The organism is Phenylobacterium sp. (assembly GCF_030645195.1).
Taxonomy (GTDB): Bacteria; Pseudomonadota; Alphaproteobacteria; order Caulobacterales; family Caulobacteraceae; genus Phenylobacterium.
Genome location: NZ_JAUSLW010000073.1, coordinates 12836 through 32603 on the forward strand (window position 1 = coordinate 12836; position 19768 = coordinate 32603).

At 70.1% G+C, this 19768-nt stretch carries 20 protein-coding genes; 11 read left to right on the plus strand and 9 right to left on the minus strand.

What is annotated here, in order from left to right; genetic code table 11:
• Window positions 1-2: 2 nt before the first annotated feature.
• Window positions 3-1001: an MsnO8 family LLM class oxidoreductase gene (locus Q7T09_RS06735; protein ID WP_304698681.1), complete on the minus strand. Its 999-nt coding sequence runs from the start codon at window positions 999-1001 to the stop codon at window positions 3-5.
• Complete coding sequence (locus Q7T09_RS06740) at window positions 1001-1459, minus strand: PaaI family thioesterase (protein WP_304698683.1); 459 nt, start codon at window positions 1457-1459, stop codon at window positions 1001-1003. Before Q7T09_RS06740 ends, Q7T09_RS06735 begins: the two co-directional genes overlap by 1 nt.
• Window positions 1460-1568: 109 nt before the next feature.
• On the opposite strand from Q7T09_RS06740, the gene pcaF reads away from it, so the two are divergent.
• Genes pcaF through Q7T09_RS06775 form a run of 7 tightly spaced genes read left to right on the plus strand, consistent with a single transcriptional unit; the run spans window position 1569 to window position 7653 of the window.
• Window positions 1569-2777 carry a 3-oxoadipyl-CoA thiolase gene (gene pcaF, locus Q7T09_RS06745; RefSeq protein ID WP_304698685.1) on the plus strand — a complete coding sequence of 403 codons (1209 nt, stop codon included), beginning with the start codon at window positions 1569-1571 and terminating at the stop codon, window positions 2775-2777.
• Window positions 2774-3391: a hypothetical protein gene (locus tag Q7T09_RS06750; RefSeq protein WP_304698686.1), complete on the plus strand. Its 618-nt coding sequence runs from the start codon at window positions 2774-2776 to the stop codon at window positions 3389-3391. Before pcaF ends, Q7T09_RS06750 begins: the two co-directional genes overlap by 4 nt.
• 17 nt (window positions 3392-3408) lie before the next feature.
• Window positions 3409-4557: an acyl-CoA dehydrogenase family protein gene (locus Q7T09_RS06755; RefSeq protein ID WP_304698687.1), complete on the plus strand. Its 1149-nt coding sequence runs from the start codon at window positions 3409-3411 to the stop codon at window positions 4555-4557.
• Window positions 4558-4559: 2 nt separating this feature from the next.
• Window positions 4560-4877: a DUF3253 domain-containing protein gene (locus Q7T09_RS06760; protein WP_304698690.1), complete on the plus strand. Its 318-nt coding sequence runs from the start codon at window positions 4560-4562 to the stop codon at window positions 4875-4877.
• 35 nt (window positions 4878-4912) lie between these two features.
• Window positions 4913-5497, plus strand: a complete 585-nt coding sequence (locus Q7T09_RS06765) for a uracil-DNA glycosylase family protein (protein WP_304698692.1) — start codon at window positions 4913-4915, stop codon at window positions 5495-5497.
• Complete coding sequence (locus Q7T09_RS06770; RefSeq protein WP_304698694.1) at window positions 5494-6516, plus strand: alpha/beta hydrolase; 1023 nt, start codon at window positions 5494-5496, stop codon at window positions 6514-6516. The genes Q7T09_RS06765 and Q7T09_RS06770 overlap by 4 nt, the downstream gene beginning before the upstream one ends.
• A gap of 60 nt (window positions 6517-6576) precedes the next feature.
• Window positions 6577-7653 (plus strand): Glu/Leu/Phe/Val dehydrogenase dimerization domain-containing protein, encoded by a 1077-nt coding sequence (locus tag Q7T09_RS06775; RefSeq protein ID WP_304698695.1) that lies wholly within the window; start codon window positions 6577-6579, stop codon window positions 7651-7653.
• An 11-nt stretch (window positions 7654-7664) separates the two neighbouring features.
• Here the strand turns inward: Q7T09_RS06775 and Q7T09_RS06780 are convergent, their stop codons facing one another.
• Both Q7T09_RS06780 and Q7T09_RS06785 read right to left on the minus strand, forming a co-directional pair.
• On the minus strand, window positions 7665-8975 hold the full coding sequence (locus Q7T09_RS06780) for an MFS transporter (protein WP_304698696.1): 1311 nt from the start codon (window positions 8973-8975) through the stop codon (window positions 7665-7667).
• Between the two features lie 161 nt (window positions 8976-9136).
• Window positions 9137-10312 (minus strand): MFS transporter, encoded by a 1176-nt coding sequence (locus Q7T09_RS06785; RefSeq protein ID WP_304698697.1) that lies wholly within the window; start codon window positions 10310-10312, stop codon window positions 9137-9139.
• A 531-nt stretch (window positions 10313-10843) separates the two neighbouring features.
• Here Q7T09_RS06785 and Q7T09_RS06790 point away from each other — a divergent pair.
• On the plus strand, window positions 10844-13027 hold the full coding sequence (locus Q7T09_RS06790) for a transglycosylase domain-containing protein (RefSeq protein ID WP_304698698.1): 2184 nt from the start codon (window positions 10844-10846) through the stop codon (window positions 13025-13027).
• 123 nt (window positions 13028-13150) lie between these two features.
• Here Q7T09_RS06790 and Q7T09_RS06795 read toward each other — a convergent pair whose 3' ends face one another.
• The 5 genes from Q7T09_RS06795 to Q7T09_RS06815 all read right to left on the minus strand — a co-directional run bounded on the left by Q7T09_RS06795 (window position 13151) and on the right by Q7T09_RS06815 (window position 17581).
• Complete coding sequence (locus Q7T09_RS06795; protein ID WP_304698699.1) at window positions 13151-14305, minus strand: MFS transporter; 1155 nt, start codon at window positions 14303-14305, stop codon at window positions 13151-13153.
• Complete coding sequence (locus tag Q7T09_RS06800; RefSeq protein ID WP_304698700.1) at window positions 14306-14962, minus strand: TetR/AcrR family transcriptional regulator; 657 nt, start codon at window positions 14960-14962, stop codon at window positions 14306-14308. It lies immediately after the preceding gene.
• Window positions 14963-15035: 73 nt separating this feature from the next.
• Window positions 15036-16220 carry a VWA domain-containing protein gene (locus tag Q7T09_RS06805; protein WP_304698701.1) on the minus strand — a complete coding sequence of 395 codons (1185 nt, stop codon included), beginning with the start codon at window positions 16218-16220 and terminating at the stop codon, window positions 15036-15038.
• A 161-nt stretch (window positions 16221-16381) separates the two neighbouring features.
• Window positions 16382-16891 (minus strand): recombinase family protein, encoded by a 510-nt coding sequence (locus tag Q7T09_RS06810; protein ID WP_370689212.1) that lies wholly within the window; start codon window positions 16889-16891, stop codon window positions 16382-16384.
• A 135-nt stretch (window positions 16892-17026) separates the two neighbouring features.
• The gene (locus Q7T09_RS06815) at window positions 17027-17581 is read right to left on the minus strand and encodes a GNAT family N-acetyltransferase (RefSeq protein ID WP_304698703.1); all 555 of its coding nucleotides are present in this window, start codon (window positions 17579-17581) and stop codon (window positions 17027-17029) included.
• Window positions 17582-17619: 38 nt separating this feature from the next.
• On the opposite strand from Q7T09_RS06815, the gene Q7T09_RS06820 reads away from it, so the two are divergent.
• From Q7T09_RS06820 to Q7T09_RS06830, 3 genes are all read left to right on the plus strand, one after another.
• Window positions 17620-18546 (plus strand): histone deacetylase family protein, encoded by a 927-nt coding sequence (locus Q7T09_RS06820; protein ID WP_304698704.1) that lies wholly within the window; start codon window positions 17620-17622, stop codon window positions 18544-18546.
• Between the two features lie 78 nt (window positions 18547-18624).
• Window positions 18625-18867, plus strand: coding sequence for an exodeoxyribonuclease VII small subunit (locus Q7T09_RS06825; protein WP_304698706.1), 243 nt, complete (start codon window positions 18625-18627; stop codon window positions 18865-18867).
• On the plus strand, window positions 18867-19748 hold the full coding sequence (locus tag Q7T09_RS06830; protein ID WP_304698708.1) for a polyprenyl synthetase family protein: 882 nt from the start codon (window positions 18867-18869) through the stop codon (window positions 19746-19748). Before Q7T09_RS06825 ends, Q7T09_RS06830 begins: the two co-directional genes overlap by 1 nt.
• The last annotated feature ends 20 nt before the right edge of the window (window positions 19749-19768 follow it).

Below are 19768 nucleotides of genomic sequence, written 5' to 3' on the forward strand. Positions count from 1 at the left end.
GGCTATCTGGGCCTGATCAGCTCCAGCGACCGGATGCGGCTCTGCAGGTCGGGGCCCACCGCCATCACGAAGACCTCGTCGGCCCCGGTGGTCCGCGCCTTGTCATCCAGCCGCGCGCGGACCGTGGCCGCGTCCCCGACGATGCCCCGCGCCAGCACGCCGGCCAGCCTGGGATCGCCGGCTCGTTCGGCCAGGAAGGCCTGGGCCTCCGGGATGGAGGTGAACCGCCGCCGCTCGCCGTCCAGGGTGGCGAGGTTACCGGCCCGCATCGGCGCGGCCAGGCGCTCGGCCTCGGCGGCGCTCTCGGCGGCGAGCGCGACGGTGGCCACCCCGGCCCACGGGGTCTGGCGGAAGGCGGAGGGCTCGAAGGCCTGCTTGTAGGCCGCCACCGCCGGGCCGCCGTCGGTCCGGGCGATGAACTCGGCGAACACCATGCCCACCCCCACCTGGCCCGCGAAGGTGGCGCTTTCCACCGAGGTGCAGAGCAGGAAGAGGTCCGGGTGCGAGGGCCCTTTGGGGTTGGCGTGGATCTCCCGGGCCGGGTGGGCGTCGGTGATCGGCTCGACATCGGCGGCGTCCAGCAGCCAGGCCGACAGCAGGGCGAAATACTGCGGGAAGGCCTCCGAGCCGGAGCTGCGCAGGGCCGCCCCCGTGCGCGGGTCGGTCCCCAGGGCGCGTCCGACCCCCAGGTCGATGCGGCCGGGCGCCAGGGCCTCCAGCTCCATGAACACCTCGGCCACCTTGAGGGGGCTGTAGTTCACCAGCATCACCCCGCCCGACCCCAGCCGGATGGTCGAGGTGATCTGGCTGGCCGCGGCGATCAGGACCTCCGGGGCCGGCGAGCCCAGCCCGCCGATATTGTGGTGCTCGGCCACCCAGAAGCGGTGATAGCCCAGGCGCTCGGCGGCCTTGGCCACCTCCAGGCTCTCGCGCACGGCTTGCGCCTGGGTGTTGGTCCCGCTGACCGGCGAGAGATCGAGGACCGAGAGGGTATAGGCCATCAGGCTCTCGGCGCGGTCTTCTTGAGCACGGCCGAGAAGCTCAGCACCGGCTCGCCCTCGACGGCCATGATCCCGCGCACGAAGATCATGCTACGGCCGGCCTTCACCACATCGCCGGTGCATTCCAGCAGGCAGCCGGGGGGCACCGCGCCGACGAACTCGCTGTTGAAGGTGGCGGTCACGCTGCGGCTGTCCTTCAGCGCGTCGCGGGCGATCACGAACAGGCAGTAGTCGGCGAAGGTCATCAGGGCCCCGCCGTGCATGAAGCCGCCGCCGTTCATGTGCTTGGGCTCGGGGCGCATGGCGCAGACCGGGCGGCCGTCCTCGCCCATCCGGTAGTAGAAGGGCCCGGCGTGATCCTCGAAGGGATCGGCGCCATACATGGACCAGCCGGCCCATTCACCGTCCTTCACCACCTCATGAACCCAGCCGGTGGTCTGTGCTTCGGTGCCGTCCATGGATCGCCCCATTCCTGACCGGAAGGGTTTGCCCGCCGCCGATCCAAACACTAGTTTGCGGCCGCGAAGACGCGCCGCCGCAAGGCGACCTAAGTGGCGGAGAGAGATGATGCAAGGCCGGACTGTCTATCTGTGCGGAGGCCTCCGCAGCCCGATCGGCCGCTATGCCGGGGCGCTCTCCAAGGTCCGCGCCGACGACCTGGCCGCCCATCCGCTGAAGGCCCTGATGGCCGCCTATCCCAAGCTCGACTGGGGCCAGGTGGACGAGGTCATCTACGGGAACGTCAACCAGGCCGGTGAGGACAACCGCAACGTCGCCCGCATGGCCCTGCTGCTGGCGGGCCTGCCCTCCACCGTCCCCGGCCTCACCGTCAACCGCCTCTGCGCCTCGGGCCTGGACGCGGTGATCGCCGGCGCCCGCACCATCGCGGTGGGGGAGGCCGACCTGATCATCGCCGGCGGGGTGGAGAGCATGAGCCGCGCCCCCTTCGTGATGGCCAAGCCCGACACCGCCTTCTCCCGCGCCCCGGAGATGTACGACACCACCATCGGCTGGCGGTTCGTGAACCCGCAGATGAAGAAGGACTACGGCGTCGACGCCATGCCGGAGACGGCCGAGAACGTCGCGACCGACTACCAGATCAACCGCGAGGACCAGGACGCCTTCGCCCAGCGCAGCCAAGCCCGCGTCGGCGCGGCCCGCGCCAAGGGCTTCTTCGACGGCGAGATCGCGCCGCTGACGATCAGGGACCGCAAGGGCGACATCGTCGTCTCCGAGGACGAGCACCCGCGCCCCGACACCACCCTGGCCGCCCTGCAGGGCCTCAAGCCCATCGTCCGTGAGGGCGGCACGATCACAGCCGGCAACGCCTCGGGGGTCAATGACGGCGCCGCGGCCCTGCTGCTGGCCTCGGCCGAGATGGTCCAGAAGCTGGGCCTCGAGCCGCTGGCCCGCATCGAGGGCGGCGCGTCGGGTGGGGTGGCCCCGCGCATCATGGGGGTCGGTCCGATCCCGGCGGTGGAGAAGCTCTGCGCCCGGCTGGGGATCAGCCCGCGCGACTTTGACGTCGTGGAGCTCAACGAGGCCTTCGCCGCCCAAGCGCTGGCGTGCACCCGCGCCTGGGGCCTGGCCGACGACGCGAGCCACGTGAACGCCCACGGCGGCGCCATCGCTATCGGCCACCCGCTGGGCGCCTCGGGCGCCCGCCTGGCGCTCACCGCCGCCCGCAGCCTGCACCAGTCGGGCGGCGAGCGGGCGCTGGCCACCATGTGCGTCGGCGTCGGCCAAGGCTCGGCCCTGGCGCTCGCCAAGGCATGATCCGGCCGCTGATCCTCGCCGGCGCCCTCCTGGCCCTGGCCGCTCCGGCAGCCGCCCAGGACGAGGTGGTCAAGACCGCGCCGGCGGCGTCTCCGCCCCTGGCCGGCGGCCCGGCGACGCCGGGCGGGACCGCGCCGGCGCGGCCGACGGGTCGGCCGCCCCTGGTGGCCGCCCTGATCGCCGCCGGCTTCGACCCTCACTCCAAGCTGATCGGCGAGAGCGTCCAGGTGATGTTCGGCCAGCGGGCGACCCTCCACTTGGCCGACGGCAAGCCGGTGCTGGACGCCGTGGAGATCGGCCGCCTGGACATGGCCCTGCCCGAAGGGACGCCGGACACCTACAAGCCGCTGGAGCCCGGCAAGGTCGCCTTCGCCGTCGATTCCTCGCCGGAGAAGCGGCAGTCCTTCCTGAAGATCTGGAATGGCCTGGGCCATGCCGTCGGCTACGAGGCCGAGCTCACCGCCATCCGCGGCGGCCAGCTGGCCAGGCGCAAGGCCCAGGTCTGCGCCGTGCCCGGCGGCAGCTCCAACTACGAGATCTGGTCGGATCCGGTGCTCGCCGTCACCCTGTCCCAGATCGTCGAAATCGCCGACGACAAGATCACCTGCAAGTAAGCCCCGAGAGAGACATCATGGCCCTCGACCTGGAAACCCGCGACCAGCTCATCGACACGGTGCGCCGGTTCGTCTCAGAACGCCTGCGGCCCCTGGAGGCCAAGGTCTCCGAGGAAGACGCCATGCCCCCGGAGCTGGTGACCGAGATGAAGGAACTGGGCCTGTTCGGCCTCTCCATCCCCGCCGAATACGGCGGCCTGGATCTCTCCATGGAGGACGAGTGCCTGGTGGCCGTGGAGCTCGGGCGCACCAGCCCGGCCTTCCGCTCCACCTTCGGCACCAATGTCGGCATCGGCAGCCAGGGCCTGGTGATGTTCGGGACCGAGGACCAGAAGGCCAAGTACCTGCCGGGCATCGCCTCGGGCGACATCATCACCTCCTTCGCCCTGACGGAGCCCGAGGCCGGCTCGGACTCCGCGGCGGTCCAGACCCGCGCGGCGCTGGACGGCGACGCCTACGTCCTCAACGGGACCAAGCGCTACATCACCAACGCCAACAAGGCCGACCTCTTCACGGTCATGACCCGCACCGACGCCACCAAGCCGGGCGCGGGCGGGGTCTCGGCCTTCCTGGTGGAGCGCAACCTGCCGGGCCTGTCCATCGGCAAGCCCGAGAAGAAGATGGGCCAGCAGGGCGCCCACATCTGCGACGTGACCTTCGACAATGTCAGGGTGCCGGTGGAGAACCGCCTGGGCCGGGAAGGGGAGGGGTTCAAGGTCGCCATGCAGGTGCTCGATCGCGGCCGCCTGCACATCTCGGCGGTCTGCGTCGGGGTCGCCGAGCGCCTGCTGGCCGACTGCGTGGCCTACGCCAATGAGCGCAAGCAGTTCGGCCAGCCTATCGCTGGCTTCCAGCTCATCCAGGGCATGATCGCCGATTCCAAGACCGAATCCCTCGTCGCCAAGGCCATGGTCATGGAGACCGCCCGCAAACGCGACGCCGGCGAGAGCGTCACCATGGAGGCCGCCGCCGCCAAGTACTTCGCCTCTGAGATGGTGGGCCGGGTCGCCGATCGGGCGGTGCAGATCTTCGGCGGGGCCGGCTATGTCGCCGACCACGGGATCGAGCGCTTCTATCGCGACGTGCGCATCTTCCGCATCTATGAAGGCACCAGCCAGATCCAGCAGGTGGTCATCGCCCGCGAAACCCTGAAACGAGGCGGCTGACCATGAGCATCGACATGGAGGCCGTCATCCTGGAGATCGTCGGCAAGCTTCCCGCCGGCAAGTCGGTGTCCTCCGAGGAGGTGGCCCGCGCCGCCGAACCCGAGCGCTGGCAGCGCCTGACCGGCCACGTCCGCGCCACCGCCCGGGGCCTGGCCCGTCAGGGCCGCATCACCGTCCTGCGCCACAACAAGCCCGCCGATCCCGACACCTTCAAGGGCGTCTACCGCCTGCGCCTGCCCACCGAGGACGAACGCGCCGCGGCCCTGGCCAAGGCGGCCGAAGCGCCAGTGGTCGAGGCGCCGGGCGACGACGAGGTCTAGCTGGCGGCGGCGGCCATCGTTCCTAGATAGCCCCCATGTCCCTCGACGCCGTCCTCGCCGACATCGCCGCCTGCCGGGCCTGCGCCGGGGAGTTGCCGCACGCGCCGCGGCCGGTGGTGATGGTCAATCCCCAGACCCGGCTGCTGATCTGCGGCCAGGCGCCCGGCCGGCGGGTGCATGAGAGCGGCCTGCCCTTCGCCGATCCCTCCGGCGACCGGCTGCGGACCTGGATGGGGATCGACGCGGAGACCTTCTATGGCCGGCCCGAGATCGGGGTGGCGGCCATGGCCTTCTGCTTTCCGGGGACCAGCCCCAAGGGCGGCGACTATCCGCCACCGCCGCGCTGCGCCCGGCTCTGGCGGCCGCAACTGATGGCGGTCCTGCCCGCCATGGAGCTGACCCTGCTGGTGGGCAGGCACGCCCAGGCCTGGTCCCTGGGCGACCGCGCCAAGGCCAACATGACGCAGACGGTGCGGGGCTGGCGGGACTACCTCCCGCACCTCCTGCCCATGCCGCATCCCTCCTGGCGCAATACCGGCTGGCTGAAGAAGAACCCCTGGTTCGAGGCCGAGGTTACGCCCTATCTTCGCCAAAGGGTCCAAGCCATTCTAGAGTCGTGAAGCGCCTCCTCGTCGCCCTCGCCGCCCTGATGCTGAGCGCCTGCACCCCGCTGATGGTGCAGCAGGCCGGCATGCCGCCGGCCGCCTTTTCCGGCCCCCGGCTGGAGGGCGACAGCTTCGTCTCCTTCGACGGCGCCCGCCTGGGTCTCACCACCTGGACCGCCAACACGTCGGAGCCCTGGGCGGTGATCATCGGCATCCACGGCATGAACGACTACGCCAACGCCTTCCACCTGGCCGCGCCCTGGTGGGCGAGCCAGGGGGTGACCACCTACGCCTATGACCAGCGCGGCTTCGGCCGCTCCCCCAACCGCGGGGTCTGGGGCGGGGACGAGCTGATGGTGGAGGACCTGCGCACCATGGCCGCCGTGGTCCGCGCCCGGCACCCCAAGGCCATCGTCGTGGTGGCCGGCGAAAGCATGGGCGGCGCCGTCACCGTCCAGGCCTTCGCCTCGGACCGCCCGCCCACCGCCGACCGGGTGGTGCTGCTCTCGCCCGCCGTCTGGGGCTGGTCAACCCAGCCGCTGCCCTACAAGACCACCCTGTGGTTCGCCGCCCGGCTGACGGGGTCCAAGGTCTATAGGCCGCCGGAATGGCTCACCAAGCGCGTGACCCCCACAGACAATCGCGAGGAGCTCATCGCCATGAGCCGCGACCCGCTGATGGTCTGGGGCGCGCGGTCCGACACCCTCTATGGCCTGGTGGCGATGATGGAACGGGCTTGGCGGGAGACCGGCCAGATCAAGGTCCCGGCCCTCTATCTCTACGGCGCCCACGACGAGATCATCCCCAAGCGCCCGGCCTTCGAGGCCGCCAGCCGCCTGAAGCCCGGCGACAAGACCGTCTATTACGCCGAGGGCTGGCACCTGATGACCCGCGACAAGCAGGGCCCCAAGGTCTGGGCCGATATCCTCAGCTATGTCCGCGATCCCGACCAGCCCCTGCCGTCGGGCGCCCCGTCCATCCCCCGGCCGCGCCACCCGCGCGGGGGGACCGCCGCCGCATCGGCGGGGTTGTGAGATGGGCCGCGCGGGGGTAGAGGCGGGTAAATCCTTCCCCACTTCGAGCCAGTTCTCAGCATGACCCTGTTCGATCACCCCGCCTTCGAGGGGCATGAAAGCGTAAACGCCTTCTTTGACGAGAAAACCGGCCTCAAGTGCATCATCGCGGTCCACTCCACCGCCCTGGGCCCGGCGGCCGGCGGGTGCCGCATGTGGCCCTACGCCAGCGCCGACCTGGCGCTTGAGGACGCCCTGCGGCTGTCGCGCGCCATGTCCTACAAGAACGCCATGGCCGACATTCCGCTGGGCGGCGGCAAGGCCGTGATCATCGGCGACAGCCGCACCCAGAAAACCCCGGCCCTGTTCGAGGCCTTCGGCCGGGCCGTCGACACCCTGGGCGGCCGTTACTGGACCGCCGAGGACGTCGGCGTCTCACCCGCCGACCTGATGCATGCGCGGCGCCAGACCCGCCATGTGGCGGGCCTGGAGGGTCACGCCGCGGCCTCGGGCGATCCCTCGCCGGTGACCGCCGAGGGGATCTTCCGGGGCGTGAAGCTCAGTGTCCGCCGGGCGCTGAACCGCGACCTCGACGGCGTCACCGTGGCGATCCAGGGGGTCGGCCATGTCGGCGCCTACCTGGCCGACAAACTGCACGCCGCCGGCGCCAGGCTGATCCTCACCGACACCAACGCCGAGGCCCTGCGCGCGGTGGCCGAGCGCACCGGCGCAAGGATCGTCAGCCCCGCCGACATCTTCGAGACCGACGCCGACGTCTTCGCCCCCTGCGCGCTGGGCGGCGCCATCAACGCCGAGACCCTGCCGCGCCTTCGGGCCGGCATCATCGCCGGCGGCGCCAACAACCAGCTGGCCAGCCCCGAGATCGGCCGCGCCCTGTTCGAGCGCGGCATGCTCTATGCGCCGGACTACGTCATCAACGGCGGCGGCATCATCAATGTGGCCGCCGAGATCGCCGCCCTGGAGGCCGGGACCAGCTTCGACCCCGCCTGGGTCGCCGCCAAGCTCGACCGCCTGATGGAGACCCTAGACGAGGTCCTGTCCCGCGCGGCGTCCGAACGCCGCCCCACCCACGAGGTCGCCAACGAAATGGCCAAGGCCCGCATCGCCGCGGCGGTAGAGGCCAAGCTGGCGGCTTAGGGCTTTGGCCGCTACATCGCCGAGAGGCGGGCGGTGCGGGGTTCCTTGACCGCCACGATCAGCAGCAGCAGGGCGGCGGCCAGGAAGCCGATGGAGACGCCGAACACGGTCGTGAAGCCCAGGGCCGTGGCCATGATGCCGCCGGCCAGCGGGCCGAGCGCGGCCATGATGCCCTCGGCGGTGGCGGAGATGGCGATGCGCATGGGCATCTCGTCCCGCGACCCGAACTCCAGGATCATGGTGTTGGCGGCCATCATGTAGCCCGACTGCGACGCGCCCAGGCCGAAGAAGGCCAGGAAGGTCATGGGCATCAGGTGGACGTTCATCAGCAGGACGGTGGCCGCGATCCAGATGATCAGCGACACCAGCAGGATCAGCCGGAACCCGGTCTTGTCCCCCATATAACCCCACAGCAGGTTCGAAAGCGTGTCCGCGCCGAGATAGGCGAGCGTGAGCAGGCCCAGGTTGCCGCCGGTGAGCTCGATCGTGGAGCCGGCGTAGATGATGTAGAAGGGCACCGCCAAGCGGCCGGCCGTGGCCAGCATCTGCACCATCAGGAAGTACATGTAGCCGCGGTCCGAGGCGATCAGGGCCGGGAAATCCTTGAGCCGTTCCAGCAGCTTGGTCTGCTTGCGCAGGGTGGGCGGCTCGGGCTCCCGCAGCAACATGTTGAGCGCCGTCAGGCCCAGGCTGGTGAGGATGAAGGCGAAGATGAAGGTCACGCCGTAGCCGTTGCCGAACAGGTTGGCGCCGATGAAGTAGCGCCCCGCGAAATAGGCCAGGACCGCGGCGATCAATCCCCCGGTGGCGTTACGCCAGGCCTGCAGCCGGCCGCGCCGGCTGAGCGGGATCACCTTGGCCATCAGCAGGCCGAACACCACCCGCTGGGCGCCCATGAACAGGCCAAACAGGAACATGAAGCCGAGGATGGCGATCACGAGGGACTGGCCCGAGAGCAGCCAGCCGGAGGCCGCCATGCCCAGAATCTGCAGCCGGGCCAGGCCCCCCATCCACATAGCGGCGGGCATGACCTTGGTGCGGTGCTCGATCTGGGTGGCGCCGACGATGGGCGACACCACGCTGCCCACCTGCTGCAGGGCCAGGCCCAGGCCCACGATGGTGTTGGAGCCGGAGATCATGTGCAGATAGGCCGGCAGGAAGGTCGGCGCGTTCACCAGCCGGAAGCCGGTCATGCCCAGCATGCCGTGCAGGTAGTTGCCGATATAGTTGCGCTTCAGATTGTCCCAGACGAACTTCTCGTAGGCGGCTTCCTTGACCGCCATGGTCTCGTCTTCGGGTGCGCCGGCCTGGCCGGTCGCCACCAGGTCGTCCCTAATGATGTTCTCTTCCAATGGCGTCCCGCCCGCGCGCGCAGGGGAGTGAAAAGCCGCGCAGGGCTCTCCCTTCATAAACGGATAAATCTAATGTCTTCCGTCTAGCAGAGTCCCCCGGGAGGGAAACCCCAAACCCCGGCGGCGCGACATCACGTTCCGTCGGCGGGCCGGCGCAGCAGCATCAGGGCGCCGAAGGCCAGGACCGAGCCGGCCGCCATCACCGCCAGGGCCAGGTTGGCCGAGCGGTCGATCATCAGGGCGAAGACGAAGGGCGAGAGCGCCTGTAGCAGCCGGGCGGGCACGTTCAGCACGCCGAGCCTGCGCCCGTAGTTGCGCTCCCCGAACAGGGCCAGCGGCAGGGCGCCGCGCACGATGGTGAAGAGCCCGTTGCCGGCGCCATAGAGGATGGTGAAGGGGGCCGCGGCGATCCCGCCCAACCCGATCAGCAGCACCGCCCCGATGGGAAACAGCGACACCGCCACCCGCCCCGAGACCAGGGGATGCATGCGGCGCACCAGGGCGAACTCCGCCAGCCGCGCGGCCACCTGGGCCGGCCCCACCAGGGCCGCGGCGCCGACCGCCGCGGCGGGGCTGACCCCGAGCGCGTTCAGCAGGGGCGGCAGGTGGGCCGACATGGCCGAGCCGATGGCCGCCAGCACCGCGAAGGCCGTGGCCATCAGGATCATCTTGGACAGGTCGCCGGGAACCGGAGCGTCGCTGACCGGGGCGGCGTCGGCCGCGGGCTCGGGCCGCGGCGCCGGGGCGTGGGGCAGGCTCAGGTGCAGGGGAAGGGCGATCAGCAGGTTCAAGGCCGCCCAGGCCAGGCAGGCGCCGCGCCAGCCCACCTGGTGCTCCAGCCAGGCGGTGAGCGGCCAGCCGATGGTGCTGGCGAAGCCGGCGATCAGGGTCACCCCGGTGATCGAGCGCCGGGCGTCGACCCCGAACCAGCCCACCAGGCCGGCGAAGGCGATGTCATAGAGCCCCGCCGACATGCCGAACCCGATGACGAACCAGGCGGCGATCAGCACGGCCGGCGTCTGGGCGAGCGCCAGGCCCGCCAGGCCTGCGGCGAACAGCAGGCTGGCCGCGCTCAGCGGCAGGCGCCCGCCGCGATGGTCCACCAGCTTGCCGATCCGGGGGCCGGTCGCCGCCTGCAGCAGCAGGGCGGCGGAAAAGGCCAGGAAGACGCCGGAGGTCGACATGCCCACATCGGCCGCCATGGGCTTGGCGAGCGTCGCCGGCAGATAGGTGGAGCAGGCGTAGCCGATGGTCTGGGTCACCCCCAAGGTCAGAACCGCGCGGCGAGGGGTGAAGGCGGCGGTCAATGGCTCCGGGCTCCCCTCGCCAGATGGCGTCGGAGCGCAGCCTAGCCGGAGTCGCGCGCTCCGTGGGCGGAGCGGTCGCTACGTTTTCAGGCTCTCGCCTGGACGGTCAGGGTCTAGTGCCCCGGCCGCGGCTGAAAGGAGCGCGGCTCCTTGGGTTTGACGGGTTTGGGGTCCGGCGTCCGCCCGTGCTGGGGCGTGGGCGCGGACTTGGGGAAGCTGAAGTCGAGGGACGGGTTCTGCTGGTCGAAGCCTCGAGTCATGGGCTGTTCCTTCCGTACGCCACTGTCGCTCACGCCACGCCATCTGTGTTTCGGCCGGGCGCACATCTACGCGAATCGAAAGCTCGCGGTGGCCCGGGTCCCCCAGGATCACGCCGCTGACCGGGTGGCCTCGGCGCGCCGGATGCTGGAATGGCGCAGAAGGAACTGTCCAGCACGGCGCCGGTTCCGCCCGCGGCCAAGCTTGGCTCGCGGCGGGCCTGTGCTATTGACGCCGCTCTTCCGGGCCTCCGCCCGATGGGCGCCTTTCCGAATGTCCGACCCCGAGGCCGATCCGTCGCACCCTGAGCCCCCCGTCGACCCCTCGGCGGAGCGGGGAATTGAGCTGGACGCGGCCAGCGAGACGGAGTCGCCCGCCGAGCCCGAGCCCGAGCCCGAGCCCGAGCCCGAGGCTGTGGTTGAACCCGAAGTCGAAGCTGAACCCGAGGCCGAGGCGGACCTGACGGCCGGGCCGGAGCCGACGGTCGAGTCTGAACCGGACCAACCGCCTGCTGGTGTCCCGCTTGCCGCGCTGGAGCCGACGCCGCTGTGGGAGCGGCGGCCGTGGCAGATCGGGGCCGGGGTCGCGGCCCTGCTCGTCCTGCTGATGATCTGGCTGACCGGCTCCCTGCCGCTGGGTCGGGCCCTTGAGCCCCTGGACAACCCGACCCTGGTCCTGGTGGCCACCGACGGGGCGCCCATCGCCCGGCGCGGCTCCTACAAGGAAGCCCCGGTCGAGGTCGCCAAGCTGCCGAAATACGTGCCCGGCGCCTTCATCGCCATTGAGGACCGGCGCTTCTACCGGCACTTCGGCATCGACCCGCGGGCCATCGCCCGGGCGGTGAACGCCAACGCCAAGGCCGGCGGGGTGGCGGAGGGCGGCTCCACCATCACCCAGCAGCTGGCCAAGAACGCCTTCCTGTCCAACAAGCGCACCCTGCGCCGCAAGGTGCAGGAGGCGATGATCGCCCTCTATCTGGAGGCGCGGCTCTCCAAGGACGAGATCCTCTCGCGCTACCTGTCTTCGGTCTATTTCGGCGACGGCGCCTTCGGCCTGCGCGCCGCGGCCCGGCACTATTTCGACAAGACCCCGGAGACCCTCTCCATCGGCGAGGCCGCCATGCTGGCCGGCATGGTCAAGGCGCCCTCGCGCCTGGCGCCCACCGAGAACCTGAAGGGCGCGCGGGAGCGGATGCGGATCGTGCTCGGCGCCATGGCCGACACCGGCGTCATCACCAAGGCTCAGGCCCGCCGCGCCGCGCGCGGGGTCAGCGTCCACGCCGGCCGCAAGAAGTTGCCCACCGGCTCCTACTTCGCCGACTGGGTGATCCCCCAGGCCAAGGAGGTGTTCGAGGCCAGCTATGGCGAGACCGTGGTCCGCACCACCCTGGACACCAACCTCCAGGCCCAGGCCGAGAAGATCCTGGCTCGCTACCTGGACCGCGACGGCAAGGGGCTGGGCGCCGGCCAGGGCGCCCTGGTGGCCATGCGCACCGATGGCCGGGTCGTCGCCATGGTGGGGGGGCGCGACTACAAGGTCAGCCAGTTCAACCGCGCCGACGCCGCCCGCCAGCCCGGCTCGGCCTTCAAGCTGTTCGTCTATCTCGCCGCCCTGCGCGAGGGCTGGACCCCCACCAGCCCGATCCTCGACGCCCCCGTCGATGTCGCCGGATGGTCGCCGAAGAACCACGAGGGCAAGTACGCCGGTCGCGTGGTGCCGCTGATCACCGCCTTCGCCGGCTCCTCCAACGTGGCCGCCGTGCGCCTGGCCCAGCAGGTGGGCCGCGACGACATCGTCCGCACCGCCCGCGACCTCGGCGTCACCGAGCCGATCCCCAAGGACCTCACCCTGGCGCTGGGCACCGGTCCCATGAGTCTGGTCCAGCTCACCGCCGCCTATGCCGCCATCGACGCCGGCGAGGCTCCGGTGATCGCGCACGGCCTGGCCGACTGGAAGAAGCCCAAGACCGTCCACAAGCTCGGCAAGGCCGAGCTGGCCGGCATGCGCGACCTGCTGCGCTCGGCCACCCAGCGCGGCACCGGCATCGAGGCGGCCATCCCGGGCGCCTTCGGCAAGACCGGCACCACCCAGGATTACCGCGACGCCCTCTTCGTCGGCTATGTGGGCGACTTGGTGGTGGGGGTCTGGGTCGGCAACGACGACAACAGCCCCATGCGCGGCGTGGTGGGCGGCGGCCTGCCCGCCAAGATCTGGAAGGACTTCGCCTCCTACGCCGTGGCCCGCAGCGCGCCCAAGGCGGCCCTGGTCGAGGCGCCCCCGGTGGAGACCGAGGACCTGGCCGTGCCCGAACTGCCGCCCGCCGACGGGACGGCGCCGGAGGCCCCTGACGCCCCGACCGCCGAAGCCGCCCCCGGCGCTCCGGCGCCGGCCCCGGCTCCCGCGCCCGGCGAGCCTCCGGTCGCACCCGTCCCCGCGGCCGAGGCGCCGCGCCCTTAGAGCACGTCAGGCGGAAGTGGATACCGGTTCCGCCGCCCGACGTGCTCTAAGATGTGGAATATAGACCCTTCTTTCCGCTTCAGATGGATTCATCTGAAACGGTCAGAGTCTAGGGTCTGTCGGTCAGGCCTTCAACAGCCTCGATCGCAGCAGCGCCCCCACCCCGATCACGGTGATCGCCGCGCCGCAGGCCAGGAAGGCGGCGCGGTAGGAGGACGCCTGGGCCAGGCCGCCGAAGACCATCAGCATGCCGGTCATGGCCACCTGGCCCGAGAAGCTCTTCACCGCGGCGATGGTGGCCCGGGTCTCGGTGGGGATGGCGTCATGCAGCCGGGCGTCGAAATTGACGTCGACGATCTTGAACAGGCCGCACAGGGGCACGATCAGGGCCACGGACCAGGGCTGCATGGATCCTGCCGCCGCCAGCAGCAGCAGGCCGATCAAGGCGAACAGGCCGAAGAAGACCGGGGTCGCCGCCTCCCGCAGCCGGTGGGCCCAAAGGGCGCCGCCGGCCTGGGCGGCGCTGATGGCGGCCACGAACAGGGCCACGCTGGAGGCGGGAAGGCCGGTCTGCGAGCCGAAGATCGGCCAGAACCCCTCCAGCCCGCCGCCGAAGGCGTTGCTCAGAGCGGCGAAGGCGATGAAGCCCAGGATCAACGGCGCCCCGGCCACGGTGCGGAAGCCCTGCCTGAGCAGGGCCAGGTAGTGGCGTCCGACCCTCAGGGTCTGGCGGGCGCGGGGCAGGGCCAGGGCGGCGGCGGCCGCGCCCAGCACGCAGACGATGCTCACCAGCAGGATGGCGGTGTAGCCGAACCGCACCGCCACCGAGGCGCTGAGCGAGGCCAGCAGCACCGCGACGAAGCCCACCCCCTGGGCCCGGCCGATGACGCGGGAATAGTCCTCGGCCCGGCCCTCGCCATGCAGCTCGTCATAGACCAGGGCCTCGAACACCCCGTTGGTGAAGGCGCTCTTGGCGCCCCACAGCACCATGCCCAGCAGGCAGCCGGCGAAGCTCGGCCAGACGATCCAGGCCACGAAGCCGATCACCCGCAGGATCTGGGCCCCGGCCAGGATCCAGCGGCGCGACCAGCGGTCGGCCATGACCCCGGACGGGATCTGCAGTAGGAAGGCGGTGATCGACCAGGCCATCAGGGTGGCCGAGACCTGCACCGGCGTCAGGCCCCGGGCGACGAACATCACCGTGTAGAGGGGGTAGATCAGGACGAAGGCGTCCAGCGCCTTGAAGGCGTAGACCCGGCCGACGAAGGGCCTGGCCACCTAGGCCAGGAAGCCGGCCTCGGCGAAGTCGAGCATCCGCTTCAGCAGGCCGTCGATGTCGCTCTCGCGGGTGGCGCCGTCCGACAGCACGTGCAGGCGGTCGAACTCGGCGAAGCGGTTGTTGTGCACCATGCCGAGGCAGAAGTGCAGCCGCCAGTAGACGCTCTCGCGGGGCAGGTCGGGCCGGGCGGCGATCAGGGCGTCGGCGAAGCGGGCCAGGTGGGAGACGTCGTTGGTGAGCGCCTCGCGCATCTCCGCGGTGCCCTCGCTGCGCGAGCGGATGATGAACTGCACCGAGATGCGGCGGTCGTTCTCCGGCGAGGCCCAGCGCAGGGGCGGGGCGAACAGGGCCTCGAGGATGTCGCGCACCGGCGGCTTGCCGTTGTGGCGGTCGCGGGCCTCGTGCAGCATCCGGGCCCGCTCGCGGTTCAGCTCGGCGGTGCGACGGCGGAAGATCTCGAACAGCAGGGCGTCCTTGGACCCGAAATGGTAGTTCACCGAGGCGAGGTTAACCCCGGCCTCGGCGGTGATGTCGCGCACCGAGACGTTCTGGAAGCCGTGGAGGGCGAACAGCCGCTCAGCCGCGGCGAAGACCGCGGCCTTGGTGGCGGCCTCGTTGGGCGGGTCCGGGTCGTTGGCCGGCACGGGGTCGGTCACAGGCGAATCCTTCACGGTTGCCGGCAGCTTAACAGGCTCGCGGCGGTCGCAAACGATTGTCCGCCTGCGACCTTTAGCGCGAGAGCTCCCGCATGGCCTTGTCCAGCCCCTCGATGGTCAGGGGATACATCCGGTCGCCAACCAGCTGCTTCATGACCTCGATGGAGGGAGTGTAGTCCCAATGCCGTTCGGCGGTGGGGTTCAGCCAGACCATGTTCTCGTAGATGTTGGCCACCCGATCCATCCAGACCGCGCCGGCCTCCTCGTTCCAGTGCTCCACCGAGCCGCCCGGATAGGTGATCTCGTAGGGGCTCATGGTGGCGTCGCCGACGAAGATCACCTTGTAGTCGTGGCTGAACTTGTGGAGCACGTCCCAGGTGTTCAGCTTCTCGGCGTGACGGCGACGGTTGTCCTTCCACACGCTCTCATAGAGGCAGTTGTGGAAGTAGTAGAACTCCATGTTCTTGAACTCCGACCGGGCGGCGGAGAACAGCTCCTCACAGACCTTGATGTGGCTGTCCATGGAGCCGCCGATGTCGAAGAAGATCAGGACGCTGATCTTGTTGCGGCGCTCGGCGCGCAGGTTGATGTCCAGATAGCCCTTCTCCGCGGTGCCGCGGATGGTGGCGTTCATGTCCAGCTCTTCCTGGGCGCCCTCCCGGACCCAGCGGCGCAGGCGGCGCAGGGCGACCTTGATGTTGCGGGTGCCGAGCTCGACGGAGTCGTCCAGGTTCTTGTACTCGCGCTTGTCCCAGACCTTGATGGCCTTGCCGTGGCGGCCCTTCTCCTGGCCGATGCGCACGCCCTCGGGATGGTAGCCGTTGGCGCCGAAGGGCGAGTCGCCCTTGGGACCCTGGCCGCCCTTGCCCTCGTCGCCCTCGCCCTTGCCTTCCTTGGCGTCCTTCATGCGCTGGGCCAGCGCCTCCATCAGCGCCTCGAAGCCGCCCATGGCCTCGATCTGGGCCTTTTCTTCATCGGTGAGGAACTGGTCCGACAGCTTCTTCAGCCATTCGGCGGGAATGTCGGAGACGCCGATGCCGTCGACCTTCTCCAGGCCCTTGAAGACGTGACTGAAGACCTGGTCGAAGCGGTCGAGGTTCTTCTCGTCCTTCACCAGGGCCGAGCGCGACAGGTAGTAGAACTCGTCCACCGTCCGGTTGATGACCACCTTGTCGAGCGCCTCCATGAGCATGAGGTACTCTTTCAGCGTCACCGGGACCTTGGCTTCCCGAAGCTCGGTGAAAAAGCGCATGAACATGGGCGGCTTCCCTAATAGGGGGACGAACGATTGTTTGATCCCGGAAGATGGAGGCCCGCGCGCCTTATGTCCAGTATGGCTAGCGGGTCGGATCAGCGCTCGCTGTCCCACGGGGCCGCCTGGGGCGCGGCATAGCGTCGCCAAGCCGCCTCGCCGAAAACCTAGGCCGTCGCGCGGGTCTCGACTTCGCGCAGCTTGCGCCAGACGGTCATGCGCGAGACGCCGAGGCGACGGGCGATCTCGACGGGGCCGACGCCGGCGGCCTGCAGGGCCCGGATCTCGTCGGTGGCCGACTGGCCGCGGCGGCGGCGGACGCCGCCCGGGGGTTCGACGGCCAGCACGGCCTGGAGGGCCGCGCGCAGGGCCCGGCCGCCCTCGCCCTGGCTGGAGATCTCGGGTTCGACGATGTAGACGCTGGCGTTGCGCTCCTCGAGCCGGTCGATGACCTCAAGCACGTTGCGGCTGGCGCCGCCCAGGTGTTCCAGGCGGGTGACGACGAGCTGATCGCCCTCGCCGATGAAGTCGAGAATCGAGCTCAGCACCGCGGACTCGTCCATCATCGGGCCGACGGGCTCCTCGGCCCGGACCACGTGACATCCGATCGCTTTCAACGTCGCCGTATCGTCCGCGGAGCGTTCGTCACGCAACCGGACATATCCAATTCTCAGCATCCCACCCGTCGCTTTCAGCTACTGCGATGATTGCGCGCAAAGTCGCAAAAGCTGGGGGCGCCGTCAAAGCGTAGAAGCTTAATTCTCCGCAATAATTCTCCGGTTATCGGCGTTTACCTACGGTTTGGTTGCAAACTAGGCAGGCGAACTGATGGGTTTGTGAGAAAAACTATCCGCTCGGCGGCATAGGATGAACTCCCGGTCCGTCGTCGACCCGACTTTGAAGCCGTATTCGCCGACCTTCTCGAAGCCGGCGCGCCGATAGAATCGCTGCGCCCCGTGGTTCTCCGACCAGACTCCGATCCACAGATCGCGCGGGCCGTCCTCCAGCATCCAGGCCATGGTCTCCTGGAACAGCCGCGTCCCGGTCCCGCCGTTCTGCCAGGCCTTGAGCAGATAGAAGCGCTTGAGCTCCCGGCTCTGGGGCGTGACCTCGTCGTGAGGCAGTTCGCAGGGGCCGCACTGGGCGTAGCCCACCGCCAGGCCCCGGGCCTCCACGACCCAGGCGGCCTTGGCGGGATCGGCCAGGTCGGAGGCCATCTTCTCCACGGCGTAGGCGCTCGCCAGGAAATGGGCGAGGTCGGTGGGATCGTAGAGGTGGGCGAAGGTGTCGCTGAAGGTCCGCGCCCCGAGGGCGGCCAGGGGCGAGGCGTCGTCGGGGCGGGCGCGGCGGATCATGATATCGGGCATTTCGGGTCGGGACGGTTTCAGGGTTAGGATCGATTCCAATGACTGTCGCGCTCTACACCCATGCGGACATGCTCGACCACCGTCCTGGTTCCGGCCACACGGAGCGGCCCGAACGGCTGTCGGCGGTGATCGACGCCCTCAGCGACGCCTCGGATCTGGATCTCGAACCCTGCGACGCCCCCCTGGTGAGCCCGCAGGACCTGGCCCGGGTGCACCTGCCGGCCTATGTCCAGGCCATCTTCGAGGCCGCGCCGACCCAGGGCCGCCTGATGCTGGACGCCGACACCTTCATGTCGCCGGGCAGCCTGAACGCCGCGCGCCGGGCCGCGGGCTCCGTCGTCCAGGCGGTGCAGGACGTGGCCGCCGGCCTGCAGGGGCGGGCCTTTTGCGCCGTGCGGCCGCCTGGCCACCATGCCGAGCCGCACAAGCCCATGGGCTTCTGCATCTTCTCCAACATCGCCGTCGCCGCCCGGGTCGCCCAGGCCGCGGGCCTGAAGCGGGTGGCGGTGGTGGATTTCGATGTCCACCACGGCAACGGCACCCAGGCCGCCTTCGCCGGCCACGAGGATCTGTTCTTCGCCTCTGTGCAGCAATGGCCCATGTGGCCGGGCACGGGCCATCCCGACGAGCCGGTCCCGGCCAATATCAAGAACGCCGTGGTCCCGCCCGGCGCGCCGGGCGAGGAATGGCGCAGGGCCTTCGAGAGCCTGATGCCCCATGTCGACGCCTTCGCCCCCGATCTGATCCTGATCTCGGCCGGTTTCGACGCCCACGCCTTCGATCCGGTGGGCGACGCCCACCAGAACCTGGAGGCCGAGGACTTCGCCTGGGCGACCCGGGCCATCGCCTCGGTGGCGACCAGGCACAGCGGCGGCCGTATCGTCTCCTCCCTGGAGGGCGGCTACGGCCTGGAGGCCCTGGGCCGCTCGGCCCTGGCTCACGTTCGCGCGCTCTCGGCGCCTTGAACCCCATTCCGCGCGCTTGCCCCGTTGCGGGGCCCTGCGGGCCTCTCTAGGTTGCCAGGCTCAATTCTGGGAACCGCCATGGCCGACGCCGCTGACATCGAAGGGCTTTCGTTCGAGCAGGCCCTCGCCGAGCTCGAGAAGATCGTGGCCCAGCTGGAGTCGGGCCAGGCGCCGCTGGAGCAGTCCATCGAGCTCTATGAGCGCGGCGCCAAGCTGAAAGCCCATTGTGAGTCGCGGCTCGAGGCCGCCCGCCTGCGGGTCGAGAAGATCGTCATGGGCGCCGACGGGGCGCCGGGGGTCGAAGCGGCCGAGTTCAACTGATGCCCGAACTCGCCCATCGCGTGACCGAGGCCGCCGACCTGGTCACCGTCGCGCTGGACGAGCTGCTGCCTCGCGCGGACGGGCCCGAAGCCCGGCTGACCGAGGCCATGCGCTATGCCGCCCTCGGCCCCGGCAAGCGCCTGCGGCCCTTCTTCGCCATCGAGACCGGCAAGATGTTCGACCTGGACGAGCGTCCGGTGCTGCGGGCGGCCTGCGCGGTGGAGTGCGTCCACGCCTACAGCCTGGTCCACGACGACCTTCCGGCCATGGACGACGACGACCTGCGCCGCGGCCGGGCCACGGTGCATGTGGCCTATGACGAGGCCACGGCCATCCTGGCGGGCGACGCCCTGCAGACCGCCGCCTTCGAGATCCTGGCCCATCCCGACACCCACAAGGACGGCAATGTGCGGGCCGAGATGGTGGTGCGCCTGGCCCACGCCTCGGGCGCCAAGGGCATGTGCGGCGGCCAGATGATCGACCTACTGGGGGTGCGCGACGACCTCGGGGCGGTGGCCCGCATGCAGCGCCTGAAGACCGGGGCCCTGATCGCCGTGGCCTTCGAACTGCCCCTGATCATGGCCCACGCCGGGGAGGGCGAGCGCCACGCCCTGATGGCCTTCGCCCAGGACCTGGGCCTGGCCTATCAGATCGTCGACGACCTGCTGGACCACGACGGCGAGGACGCGGTCCTGGGCAAGAAGGCCGGCAAGGACGCCGCCAAGGGCAAGGCCAACTATGTCACCCTTCTGGGCGCCGACGCCGCCCGCGAGCGGTTGAAGCTGCTGATCGAACAGACCAAGGCGCACCTCGACCCCTTTGGTCCGCGGGCTGAATTCCTGCGGGCCAGCGTCGATTTCGTGCTAGAGCGCCGAAACTGATTTCAGAGAGATCTGTTCGC